12 protein-coding genes and 1 tRNA gene are annotated in these 12,258 nt (G+C 48.2%); 8 read left to right on the top strand and 5 right to left on the bottom strand.

Features of this window, described 5'->3' with window-relative positions; all coding sequences use genetic code 11:
- Nucleotides 1-2: 2 nt before the first annotated feature.
- Nucleotides 3-728 carry a hypothetical protein gene (locus NDI33_RS04480; RefSeq protein WP_190414000.1) on the bottom strand — a complete coding sequence of 242 codons (726 nt, stop codon included), beginning with the start codon at nucleotides 726-728 and terminating at the stop codon, nucleotides 3-5.
- 929 nt (nucleotides 729-1,657) lie between these two features.
- On the opposite strand from NDI33_RS04480, the gene NDI33_RS04475 reads away from it, so the two are divergent.
- The 6 genes from NDI33_RS04475 (at nucleotide 1,658) to NDI33_RS04450 (ending at nucleotide 6,187) form a co-directional block, all read left to right on the top strand.
- Nucleotides 1,658-2,185: a GNAT family N-acetyltransferase gene (locus NDI33_RS04475; protein ID WP_190414148.1), complete on the top strand. Its 528-nt coding sequence runs from the start codon at nucleotides 1,658-1,660 to the stop codon at nucleotides 2,183-2,185.
- A gap of 125 nt (nucleotides 2,186-2,310) precedes the next feature.
- Nucleotides 2,311-2,384 (top strand) — tRNA-Pro (locus NDI33_RS04470).
- 510 nt (nucleotides 2,385-2,894) lie between these two features.
- Nucleotides 2,895-3,668: a Tic22 family protein gene (locus NDI33_RS04465; RefSeq protein WP_190414006.1), complete on the top strand. Its 774-nt coding sequence runs from the start codon at nucleotides 2,895-2,897 to the stop codon at nucleotides 3,666-3,668.
- Between the two features lie 106 nt (nucleotides 3,669-3,774).
- The gene (prmC, locus tag NDI33_RS04460) at nucleotides 3,775-4,677 is read left to right on the top strand and encodes a peptide chain release factor N(5)-glutamine methyltransferase (RefSeq protein WP_190676866.1); all 903 of its coding nucleotides are present in this window, start codon (nucleotides 3,775-3,777) and stop codon (nucleotides 4,675-4,677) included.
- 42 nt (nucleotides 4,678-4,719) lie between these two features.
- Nucleotides 4,720-5,307 carry an L-threonylcarbamoyladenylate synthase gene (locus tag NDI33_RS04455; RefSeq protein WP_190676864.1) on the top strand — a complete coding sequence of 196 codons (588 nt, stop codon included), beginning with the start codon at nucleotides 4,720-4,722 and terminating at the stop codon, nucleotides 5,305-5,307.
- A gap of 37 nt (nucleotides 5,308-5,344) precedes the next feature.
- Nucleotides 5,345-6,187 carry a HAMP domain-containing sensor histidine kinase gene (locus NDI33_RS04450; protein ID WP_190676862.1) on the top strand — a complete coding sequence of 281 codons (843 nt, stop codon included), beginning with the start codon at nucleotides 5,345-5,347 and terminating at the stop codon, nucleotides 6,185-6,187.
- On the opposite strand, the gene NDI33_RS04445 is transcribed toward NDI33_RS04450, so the two are convergent.
- From NDI33_RS04445 to rplU, 4 genes are all read right to left on the bottom strand, one after another.
- Complete coding sequence (locus NDI33_RS04445; protein WP_190677098.1) at nucleotides 6,171-6,632, bottom strand: GNAT family N-acetyltransferase; 462 nt, start codon at nucleotides 6,630-6,632, stop codon at nucleotides 6,171-6,173. The genes NDI33_RS04450 and NDI33_RS04445 overlap by 17 nt on opposite strands.
- A 270-nt stretch (nucleotides 6,633-6,902) precedes the next feature.
- Nucleotides 6,903-7,880, bottom strand: coding sequence for a porphobilinogen synthase (gene hemB, locus NDI33_RS04440; protein WP_190676860.1), 978 nt, complete (start codon nucleotides 7,878-7,880; stop codon nucleotides 6,903-6,905).
- Between the two features lie 236 nt (nucleotides 7,881-8,116).
- Nucleotides 8,117-8,422 (bottom strand): 50S ribosomal protein L27, encoded by a 306-nt coding sequence (gene rpmA, locus NDI33_RS04435; protein ID WP_190676858.1) that lies wholly within the window; start codon nucleotides 8,420-8,422, stop codon nucleotides 8,117-8,119.
- A gap of 51 nt (nucleotides 8,423-8,473) precedes the next feature.
- A complete protein-coding gene (gene rplU, locus NDI33_RS04430; RefSeq protein WP_190676856.1) occupies nucleotides 8,474-8,917 on the bottom strand; it encodes a 50S ribosomal protein L21 in 444 nt (147 codons plus the stop codon).
- Nucleotides 8,918-9,026: 109 nt separating this feature from the next.
- Between rplU and NDI33_RS04425 the strand changes: the two genes are divergently transcribed.
- Both NDI33_RS04425 and NDI33_RS04420 read left to right on the top strand, forming a co-directional pair.
- Nucleotides 9,027-9,218 (top strand): hypothetical protein, encoded by a 192-nt coding sequence (locus NDI33_RS04425; protein ID WP_190676854.1) that lies wholly within the window; start codon nucleotides 9,027-9,029, stop codon nucleotides 9,216-9,218.
- A gap of 7 nt (nucleotides 9,219-9,225) precedes the next feature.
- A complete protein-coding gene (locus NDI33_RS04420) occupies nucleotides 9,226-12,147 on the top strand; it encodes a pentapeptide repeat-containing protein (RefSeq protein ID WP_199302506.1) in 2,922 nt (973 codons plus the stop codon).
- Nucleotides 12,148-12,258 lie beyond the last annotated feature (111 nt).

The following is a 12,258-nucleotide window of genomic DNA, read 5'->3' as shown; positions in this document are numbered from 1 at the left end:
CATTAAAATCTGCGCCCTAGCAATCGCTGACGCACGCTTTCAGCAATTTTTTGACCTAAATATTCCGGAATCACACTTTCGTTCGGTCCCAACAAGTAAAGAATCAAGCGGGTGCGTCCTCGCCAGACTAGCAAATTGGCATTGACCACCAGCAAATCCTCTTGCCAGATAGCGTACATCACCTTATAAAACAGACCCGGTTGGTTATCCGCCTCAATTAACAGCGCCGGAAGATGGAAAACAGGGTCTACATAAAATTCCGTTTCTACCTGCTCCAAACCGGCATCCAGATTAAATTCCACTGCCAGCATCTCTTCTACTTCAAAGCGCCCAGCCAAAGCTTCCCGAATGGCGCGACAGACATTTTCCGAGGTTTTGTCTGTCAGTGCTTTGCTGCCACGAGACACCACCAGTTTGATGAAAACTAGCATCGGAGGAGCGATTTGACCATATAGACTGAGACTGTGAATGGTCAGCCCGTATGCAGCCAAAACCCCAAAAATATCACTTAGCAGAAAAGATTGGTTGCGGTAAGCAAAATGTAGGGCGCTTTTATTGCCTTCGGGTTTCAGCTCAATAACCGCTCTGGTGGTTTTATAGAGCCGATAGGCAAGCCTCAAGTTTTGTAGCTGAATCTCACTGCTGACAAACTGCTCGTAGAACTGAGGAAACGCCCGATTAAAGCGCTTCAGAAGTTCTAGTGTGGATGATTTCAAACCCGTGGCCATATATAGGGCTAAGACTCGCTTGCCAGGTTAAAAGCATTTTGGGAGATAGAGCCAAGTGCCCTTCGCCAAAGAACCTTCTCTTATGGTTAATCTCTCACAAATTTTCCTAAAAAAATTATCCACTCGATACCAACTCCCGGTGGAGTTGAGTAGATTGGTGCAAATAAAGATAACCGGTGCAAGTTCTCCCTTGCCCCTTAGTGAAATAACTCAACATTCGTCGTATCATGACTAGCTGCCCGTACATGATTTTCTTTGTTTTTGCTCACCTGTGCCAACGCGATGTGGCATCCAGGAAGTAACCAGTCAAAAGCTGCCTCTGTTTCTCAGTTCTTCTGTTGCTCTTGTCTCCAGTCATCAGCCAAAAACTTGTGCCTAGCTGCACGATGGCTTGGTGAGACGGTAGCTTCTCCCGACCGACAATTCAAGGAAATCGGGATTGCTGTGGAGCTGCGGAGTATTAACCCGTAGAATTCAGTCTAACTAATGTATTGCCAGTATTGCCGAATGCGCCCTAAACCACACAATGCCGCACCCGCTCCAGATCGGGGAGTGCGTGTAATGGTTTAAAAGGTAGCGCAATTGTGTTATCATTTTTTTCGTGATGTTTGGGCTAGATTCGTTGAAATAAGAGGGATGGAGATACTGAGACTGTACCACTCTCCAAGAGTGTACGTGACTCCCCCGCGTCAATTGATTGCACGAGATTGATTCGTTCCTCAGATTGCTTCGTTTCTCGCAACCGAACACCGGAAGTAAATCCTGTAGAGATTAGATATTTGGTACTTGCAGGGAAACCTGAAAGTGTTGGAATTGGTCTCTTCGATCAGGAAGTCTCAGATCGCGTGTTAGCACGCGGTGCGAAGCACGGTTGGGAATTCCCCAGACTGCTGGGAACTGGAGAATGTAAATACCTTAACCACACCTGCATGGGTTTTTGGAAAAGCTTGTTTAGCGGTTCTGATGGTAGCACTGCGTCGAAGCCGACGCTGGGGGAGGGGGATGTTGTAGAAGGTACAGGCGATCGCACGGGCAGCGGCTCTCGGATATTTTTCAGCACCGAACGCGACATTGACCTTTATGAACTCGAAGAACTCTGCGATGCGGTCGGGTGGTCCCGGCGTCCGCTACGCAAGGTCAAGAAAGCAATCGAACATAGTTTTTTGGTAGTTTCGATGTGGGAAGTGCGAGGAACCCAGCGACGGCTGGTAGGCTTTTCCCGCGCAACTTCCGATCATGCCTTCAATGCCACCATTTGGGATGTGGTAGTTCACCCGGATTTCCAAGGCAAAGGACTGGGGAAGGCGTTGATGAAGTACGCGATCAAGAAGCTACGCAGTGAAGACATTAGCAACATTACTCTGTTCGCTGACCCCCAGGTGGTGGATTTTTACCGGGGACTGAATTTTATTGCCGACCCGGAAGGAATTAAAGGGATGTTTTGGTATCCAGATTAGTTTGTAAATTCTTTACTCCAAATATCGGCTAAATAAGCTACAATAACCAGAGGTCACTGGCAGGCGTGTCAGGGGAATTAAACACCCAAGACCCGATCGGCTGATAGCCAATCGCTGAATTTCACCGGGATGTAGCGCAGCTTGGTAGCGCGCCTGCTTTGGGAGCAGGATGCCGCAGGTTCAAATCCTGTCATCCCGATTTTTAGTAGTAAAAAGAGTTAGCCCCAAACCTGCCAAGGTTAGAGGGAATCTCAATAATTTTCGGGTGTGATGTCTGACACCCTGCTGAAATTCCCTTGGGGACTTCGGGAGGTGATTCATACAGATTTTTCCCTAGTAAATTGGGAGATAAGTTGGCTGACGATTGCCTGGAACTCATCCTAATCTTACATAGTCATAGAGGGTTACAATTCGCGATTCATTCCCTCAGTAATTTGGGAATTCCATTTCCGAGTATGCAGCATTGAGAATGAATAAATAGCGAGTTCAGGCATCAAATTGACCTTTGGTGCCAGGAATTAGGACATGGGGAGTTAAACAGTTCAAAAATGACAGTCGCAACAAAACAGTAGAATCGATAAAGTTTAGTTGGAAATAAACTTAGACCCATTCATTCGGGTACTGCTAGAGCGAAGAAACATTATCGCCTTGTCTCGACTCTATTATTGGTAAGGCGGGGTATTCAACGAAAAATTTTGAGGGAATTGTAATGAGATCATTAGTTCGATTGAGCGCAACACTGGGTTTAGTGGGAAGTGTTGTACTGGGAGCGCTGCCCGGTTTGGAAACGCTGCGGGCACTGGCATTGCCAGAACAACAGGTTCTAGAAAAGTTGCAAGCTGTGCCCGTGTTTACGATCACCGATCCTCAAGGTTCTCCATTAGTTGCTTCAGTGAATGAGGGGCAAAAGAAGACCGCAGTGGCAGGTGTTTTTATCAGCCAGCAAGATGCCCAAACATTTATCGAACGGTTGAAGAAACAAAATGCTCAACTAGCAAGTACGGTGAAGGTGGTACCCGTATCGCTGGGAGACGTTTACAAACTGGATCAAGCGAATGCAGCCAAGCCAGATGGTCTGGATTTTGCTTTCGTACCCACCCAGCAGCAGGTAGATTCAGCAAAAGCCATCCTGAGTCAAAGCGGCAAACCCGTGCAAAATTTTGATGGGGTTCCTTTGTTTGTGGCAAGAGGCGGAAAGGATAAGGGGTATTTGACCTTACAACGAGACAATAAACCCATCATTCCTTTCTTCTTTAGCAAAGAAGAATTACAGAGTATGCTGGATCGATTCAAACAGCAACAGCCAGCTCTGGCATCTACAGTGGAAATTCAGGTGGTGAATCTGGAGGGTGTAATTGAAACTTTACGCACCAGCAATAATCAGCAGCTGAACAACATTGTACTGGTTCCACCCAAAGCGTCAGTAGACTTTGTGCGATCGCGTGGTCCTGCCCCCGCGAATTCTCAGCAACAACGTCGCTAAAGCAGTAAATAGACAAAAGAATCAAAGATAAAAGATAAAGTATGAAGGATAAACTTCATACTTTATCTTTTATCTTTTTTCCTTGATTCTGGCGTTTTCCTTGGGTATGGTTTCAGGTATAGAACTTTGGAAGTGGCGCAACTGGGCGCGGGATGCTGCCAAATCCGCGGACGTTGACCCAACAGAAGTAGACTGGTTGCTGCGAGAAGTCGCCGCTCTAGATCGGTTGGCGCTGCGGTTGGAGTCTTTCAAAGACAAAACCCAGATAAAATTACCGATGCCGTTGCCGGAGTTAACCCAGATGTGGCAACGGCGTCTGGATGAGCGGTTGCCAGTTCAGTACCTGGCTGGTATTGCTCCCTGGCGTCATTTTTCTCTGTTTGTTTCACCAGCAGTATTGATTCCGCGACCGGAAACAGAATATTTGATTGATTTGGCGGTTGCCGCTGCGGCTCCGGGCGGAGCCTCGCCGCCTTTACAGCAAGGACATTGGGCAGATTTAGGAACTGGCAGTGGCGCGATCGCTCTCGGACTCGCAGATGCCTTTCCATCTGCCACTCTCCACGCGGTTGATTATAGTCCGGCTGCTCTAGCGATCGCCCAACAGAATGCCCAGCGACTGGGTTTAGCGGCTCGCATTCAGTTTTACCAAGGTTCTTGGTGGCAGCCATTGTCCGCCCTAAAAGGTCAGCTCAGCGGCATGGTATCAAACCCACCTTATATTCCCAGTCATTTGCTGCCTTCCCTGCAACCGGAAGTAGCGAAACACGAACCACACCTCGCCCTCGACGGTGGTACAGATGGCTTAGATTGCATCCGCCATTTGGTAGAAATAGCGCCGGACTATCTGCGACCGGGGGGTATTTGGTTGATTGAGATGATGGCGGGACAAGCCGATACAGTTGTTCAACTGTTGCAAGATCGAGGCAGTTACTGCAAAATTCAAATTCACGCCGATTTAGCTGGGATTGAACGCTTTGCCTTAGCCTATCGGAAACCCGATGAGTGATGAATTTGAGGGGATTTATTCAAAACTCAAAACTCTAAAAAAATGACACAAGTTTCAATGGCAGCCTTGATAGAAGGCGCTCGTTCTGGAAGTTTGGTTAGCTTTCCCACCGATACTGTACCAGCACTGGCAGTGCAGCCGGATCGGTCAGAGTTAATTTTTGCAGCAAAGCAGCGGCGGCAAGATAAACCGCTGATTTTAATGGGCGCAAACGCTTTAGATTTGTGGGATTTTGTCAAGGGAAGTCCATCTGAATGGCAGATTTGGCAACAAGTTGCTGACCGATATTGGCCTGGTGCTTTGACTTTAGTGTTGCCAGCCTCAGCGTGCGTTCCTAAAGCGATGAATCCATCTGACCCGACCACGATTGGGTTGCGAGTGCCGAATTCTGGCGTCGCGCTCTCAATTTTGTCGCAAACTGGCCCTTTAGCAACCACCAGCGCTAACCGTTCGGGGGAGCCACCTTTGGAAACGATGGCAGAAATCGCAGCGCAGTTTCCCGATGTCCTGACGCTATTCCCTTCGGAATCAGAAACAACGCTGACGGCTGGTGTTCCTTCCACCGTCGCCAAATGGACGGGCAGCGGCTGGGAAATCTTGCGGCAAGGAGCGGTTAAATTGGTAGTTTAATCGACTTAGCTAATCAGCAAAACTGGTAATTATATTTATGCCCCAAGACGCGAATCCGGACGTGACAACCATCCTGGAGGAACTTAAGCAAACCCAGATGGCGTACCACATGGCAACAGAAATGAGCCAGTTTAAAGCTGGATTTTTGGCGCGGACTTCTCATGAATTGCGATCGCCCCTCAACAGTTTGATTGGCTTGCATCAGTTGATTTTGTCCGATTTGTGTGACAACCCAGAAGAAGAACGAGAATTTATTGCTCAGGCTCACGCCTCTGCGCTGAAGCTGATGCAACTGATAGACGAAATTATCGCTGTTGCCAAAACTCAACACGGCACCAGTCGGATAGAGATTCAACCCGTCGAGCTTGCCAAGGTTTTAGAGGAAGTCTACAACTTGACTCACCTGCAAGCAGCGAATCGGAGTATCCGCCTTGAGGTATCGCCACCCGATCGAGAGATTTACGTTCTGGCAGATCCGCGACGATTGCAGCAGGTGCTGCTAAATCTGGTCGATACCGCGATCGCTCGCATGAATGAAGGCAACATTCGGGTTTGGGTTCCCTCCTCACCAGCATCTGGGTACATCCACATCTGGATTGATGCTGAGTGCCCCGTCAGCGTCTGGAGCGAGCCAGTTGATTTGCTCAAAGAGCAAAAGACACAGGAGCTGGTAGGGGAACCCAGCAAAGGAGTGCCCCGACAAATGCCACAGCTATCCGAGGGGATGAACTTACTGATTGCTCAAACCCTCATCGAAGTGATGCAGGGACGCCTGGAAGTAGTGGCAGCGCAACCAGCAGATGCCTCTAATACTTCAGCCGCCCAGAATCTCACCCGGCTTCAGTTTTCTCTTCCCCTAGTACCTATTGAGACGACATAACCTGGGCAGGCAGAGGCTCGGTTAGGGGCTGGTTGTTATACAGCACCATCGTCGTACTGGGGTTGCTACATTCAAAACCGATGCGCGTGTAAAAGCCCTGTTGATAAGTAGTCATCAGGTAGACGCGCTCTACCCGACAGACACGAGGATGGCTCAAGACTGTTTCCACCAACTTGCGTCCGAGTCCTGCGCCTTGGTATGCCGGATGTATGACCACATCCCAGATAGTGGCACGATAGATACCATCGGAAGTCGCTCTGGCAAATCCAATCAGCTTGTTTTCATCCCAGACGCTAATCACTGGATCGCTATTGGCGATCGCAACTTTTAAATCTTCAATTTGCCGGTTCTGTGCCCAGAAGGCAGCTAAGTGAAACAGCTCTTGCAGTTGTTGAAAGTCGATTTGTGATTTACGGTCACAAAATTGAATATGACTGCAATCCATCGTCATCAATAATTTAGAGTCTCGTACTGGCTCATTCTACTCATCAACACGCCGGGGATTGGTGTTCAATTGCACCGAATTTCTGTAATTTGCCGCTTTTTTAGCGAAATCTACCGTTTAGCTTACTCATATCCAACCCTAAATCTGTACCGCCAGATGGATTCCTTTTGAACATAAGTAGCTAACTAAGAATGCTGGATGAAATGCGAAGGATGAAAATGCCTAGTTCTAGGCGAATCTGTTGTTTTTTTCATCCTTCACCCTGACTTCCTACAACCAACGGGCGGCATCTTTGGCGTGGTAGGTAAGAATCAAATCGGCTCCAGCTCGCTTGAAGCTGGTTAAAGTTTCCATTACGACTCGCTGTTCGTCAATCCAGCCATTGAGGGCAGCCGCTTTCACCATCGCGTATTCGCCGGAGACATTGTAAGCGGCTACCGGCAAGTTGCTAGCTTCTTTCACCCGCCAAATGATGTCCATATAGGCAAGTGCCGGTTTCACCATCAACATATCCGCCCCTTCTGCAATATCGAGTTCGATTTCTTTGAGGGCTTCGCGGGCATTACCGGGGTCCATCTGGTAAGTTCTGCGATCGCCAAACTGCGGTGTTGAATCAGCCGCATCGCGGAAAGGGCCATAATAAGCCGAAGCATATTTGGCAGCGTAAGAAAGAATCGGTGTATCGTGGAATCCCGCTGCATCCAATCCTTCCCGAATCGCCTGCACAAAACCGTCCATCATCCCAGATGGAGCGATAATATCAGCGCCAGCCTTAGCTTGAGAGACTGCTGTTTTCTTGAGCAATTCCAGCGTTGGGTCATTCAATACCCGTCCCGTCAAGTCGCCCAATTCCAAATAACCACAGTGACCGTGACTGGTATATTCGCACAAGCAAGTATCGGCAATGACCACTAAATCCGGCACCGCTTCTTTCACTGCGGTGGAAGCTTTTTGGACAATCCCGCAATCGTGCCACGCACCTGTAGCATCTACATCCTTATCTGCGGGAATGCCAAAAAGAATGATCGCGGGAATGCCGAGGTCATAGACTTCTTTTGCCTCTTCCACAATTTTGTCTACCGACAACTGGTAGACTCCTGGCATCGATTTCACTTCCTTAGCAATGCCCTCTCCCGGTACAGCAAACAGAGGGTAGATTAAGTCACTCGTGGCAAGAACCGTTTCACGCACCATCCGGCGCAGCTGGGTTGAGGTACGAAGGCGGCGAGGGCGATGAATGGGAAACATGGCGTTAGTGTAGTGAATAGTTGTTAGTAACTAAAGCGGTCTAAAAAAGTAACAATTTGTCACATTGAGCCGAGCAAAATATTGAGATGAAATTTTTCGCTGGCACTCAGAATCACATATTACGTTTATTTTGACCAACCAGCGCGATCGCTTATAAAAAAATGCCGAATAAAAGGAGGGGCAATTTATAAATTGCCCCTCCTTTCTTAATCTATCCAACTACTAAGTCTGGATACTTATACCTGAGCCGCTACGGGTGCATTCTCAGGGGATGCTTCTGCCGCCGCTGGCACAGCGTAAACGCTTACCTTCTTGCGGGTTCTGTCTTTCCGTTCAAAGGTGACGATGCCATCAATGAGGGCAAACAAGGTATAGTCTCTGCCGACACCGACATTATTGCCAGCGTGAAACGAAGTTCCGCGCTGACGCACCAAAATACTACCAGCACTCACGGTCTGACCGCCGAAACGCTTGACGCCTAAGCGTTGAGCATTAGAATCACGACCGTTGCGAGTACTACCTGTACCTTTCTTATGAGCCATAATTTCCTCACTTGTCCTTACTACTTACTATTCTGCTGTAGTCTCAGCGATTTACTCGGTCGCAGCCGTCTCGGTATCTGTCTCATCAACAACCACCGTTGCCACAGCTTCTTGAGCTTCTTCTGATTCGTCAGCGGCGGCGGTTTGGGAAGCCTGTTGTTCGGAAGCCACCACTGAGCCATTGATGCTGATGGAGTTAATCATCAGCTGGGTGATTTCCTGGCGATGCCCTTTCTTGCGGCGGGTTTTCTTTTTGGGCTTCATCTTGTAGACGATGACCTTCTTACCGCGCCGGTGTCTCATCACCGTGCATTCTACCGTTGCACCTTCGATGAAAGGTTGACCGATGGTTACATCGCCGTCGTTCTGAACGAACAAAACCTTATCAATGGTAACTTGGGTGTCGGGTTCCGAGGGAAGCAGTTCGATGTCGTAAAAGCGACCTGGTTCGACTCTCAGCTGTTTGCCGCCAGTTTCAATAATTGCGTAACTCATGGGATAGTCCTAAGGGTTGCCGTACAGGTAGCTGAATTAGGTGATTGTCAGTTGTCTTTAGTCTTTAGATTCGCTGCTATTGACCCTATGACTAATGACCTCTTAACCAATGACCAATCAGCTTTTGGAATGTCTCAACCTGATCCGAGCAGGAATAGACAGACAATCTTTCATCATCTATGATTACCTGGAACTGTGTCAAGTGAGCGATCGCGCTTTCTTCAGAAAATATGAGAAATACCCAACTGAGGGCAGATGCTTAATCGTTAAGTTATCTTCGACTCATCAGCACGGAGAATAGCGATCGCATGAAAAAGCTCAAGCAGGTTTGGCAGTTTTTGAACACTGATATCCGGGAACTAGGGCAACCCGGAAATGTCGCTGAGACGGGGACAGAGATTACTAAATTCGCGCTGGAATTCGGACTGGCTTTAGGTTTGTTCTCTGCAATTGCTGGTTCTGCGGGAATTCCTATTGCTATAGCAGGGCTATCAGGGACGAAACTAGCGATCCAAGGCGTGAGGCTGTACCGCAAAAAGACGAATCAAGAGCCATCCCTAGAGGAATGGGTAGCGATCGCATCTCCCCTGGCTTATCTAGAAAGCTTTAATGAATTGGTGCAAAGTAATGACTTATTACAGCGAGTCAATTTACAGCCAGCCAATCTAGAGCCAGCAAGCGCAACGCCTCCCGCAAATATCGCCCAACAGCAAAGCGTAAGACTGGGAGAATTTTTTCTAGATGAGCATCTTGCTAGAAATGTTCTTACCTGCTTTCACGAATCGGGATTAGCCCAAGTTTTAAATCAAGTATTGTCGAACCAACTGCAACAAGCAGGAATAAATAAATACGACGCTGATATTTTAACAGCTTGGGTAGCTTGGAAGACTCATCAACATCTGAAAAAATCTTTAGAAGATGCTGAGGATTCTGTCAGACAACGGGCTGAATTATATTTAGCTAGCAGGCGACAAGAATCGGATAAATACTACAGTCTCAATACTTATTTAGATGAGCAGATTGCTGCTAAGCCGTTAGAAACAGTATTTACTGAAAGCTTCACCTTCAAAGATATTTATGTGCCGTTGAAGGCACAGCCAGTAAATGCGAATGGTGAACTTGATGAGGATGCGGGACCATTTGAGATCGAAAGCTGGGCAAAAGGGATGCTAGCGGATGCCCGAAAACAAGACAAGGTGATGTTTATCCAAGGAGGGCCGGGAAGAGGAAAAAGTGTTTTTTGTCGGATGTTTGCCGACTGGGCGCGGCAGCATTTGCATCCAGTTTGGACACCAATCTTGATTCGGCTGCGGGATATCAGGACATTTGAAAATAGTTTTGAAAAAACTTTGCAAGCAGCAGTAGATTGTAATTTTTCCAAAAACAATGATGGCTGGTTAACCGATAGAGATACCCGATTTTTGTTTTTGCTGGATGGATTTGACGAATTAGTTATGGAGAGAGGAACCACCCAGGAATTAAGGGATTTTCTATTTCAAGTAGAGGCTTTTCAAGGTAGCTGCAAGCAAAATTCTGAAAAAGGGCATCGGGTTATTATTACAGGCAGACTCTTGGCACTACAAGGTATTGAAGGAAGAATACCTCCCAACATGGAACGAGTGGAACTACTGCCGATGGATGACGAACTCCAGCAGCAGTGGTTTACCAAATGGGAAACTCAAGTTGGAGGGGATAAAACTTCGGCATTTCAGCAGTTTTTGCAAGATAAACGCTGTCCAGATAGAGTGCGGGAATTAGCGGAAGAACCGCTATTGCTATATCTATTGGCGGCGATGCACCGAGATGGCAAATTGACGGTGGAAATGTTTGAGGGTGCTAGCGGTGTCGGGGCAAAAATTCTGATTTACGAGCAATCTTTAGAGTGGGTACTGACCGAACAACGTAAAAAATGGCTGAATCGAAAGCTAACCGGACAGGAAACCGCAGGACTGCGACGCATTTTGGCAGAGGCGGGATTATGCGTCGTGCAGTCCGGCGGTGAATATGCCGCGATGAAAACAATCGAGTCGTGTTTAATTGGCGATGACAGTGCAATGAAGTTGATTCGCCAAGCTAGAGAACGACACGGAGAGGATGCGCTGAAAAATGCTTTGGCGGCTTTTTATCTCCAGCCTGCGGCAGCTGACAAAGGCAGTTCGGTGGAGTTTACCCACAAGAGTTTTGGGGAATTTTTGTGTGCGGAACGACTCAAAAAAAGTATAGAAGACTGGACGCAACCGGGAAAAAAACCGCAGGAGTTTAAGATATCTATCGACAAAATGGACTGGGAAATCTACGATTTGTTTGGCTATGGTGGGCTGACACTAGAAATTGTGGAATATTTAATGGCTTTATTAGCTGCCAGTAAGGAGTTTCAGCCAGTAGAATTATTCAACCGATTAGAGGATTTTTATCTGCGTTGGTGCGATGGTGAGTTTATCGATGCACCGCCAGAGAATCTGCCTCAGAAAAAGATGCGGCAAATAAAGGGGCAAACGCAAGATTCCAAGTTGATCGGGCAGCGACAGGTAGATGTTTATACAGGGCTGAATGTCACTATCTTGCTCTTAGAGTTACACCGCTATGCCCAGTTAAACGATGACTTAAAAGACAAAATTGCTTTCTTTCCCTGCGGTGAAAAAGATACTGATAGTTTTGATAAATATCGATTGCGTCGCAGCATCGGTTACAGCGAATGTATCGGTATTAGGGGCTTTATAGAAACAGTTTGGCGATTCCTCAGCAGCGCAAACCTCAGCGGCGCAAATCTCAGCGGCGCAGACCTTAGGGGCGCAGACCTGTGCGGCGCAGACCTGTGCGGCGCAGACCTTTGGGACGCAAGTCTCAGCGGCGCAGACCTGTGCGGCGCAGACCTTAGGGGCGCATACCTCTGTAACGCAGAGGTATGCGAAGCAAATCTCAGGGGCGCAGACCTGTGCGGCGCAGACCTCAGCGGTGCCTACCTGTGCGACGCAAATCTCAGCGACGCAGACCTCAACGGCGCAGACCTCAACGGCGCAGACCTTAGGGGCGCAGACCTGTGCGGCGCAGACCTGTGCGACGCAAACCTCAGCGACGTAATCCTCAGCGACGTAATCCTCAGCGGCGCAGACCTCAGCCGCGCAGACCTGTGCGACGCAAACCTCAGCGACGCAAACCTCAGCGACGCAAACCTCAGCCGCACAAACCTCAGCCGCGCAAACCTCGAAAACATTTCTTGGGATAAGTAGACCTCCTGCATGAATGGTCAAGTAGTGTGCCAGTTCATAATCGAGATTGCACAATAAGGGAGTAGATCAGCATCAAGACACTGGGGAGTTGGTATGCCGTATACGGAGCTA

This window comes from Trichocoleus sp. DQ-A1, from assembly GCF_039961955.1.
Taxonomy (GTDB): domain Bacteria; phylum Cyanobacteriota; class Cyanobacteriia; order Cyanobacteriales; family FACHB-T130; genus FACHB-T130.
Note: the sequence above shows the minus strand (reverse complement) of the source record. Positions and strands in the feature narration are given on the sequence as shown.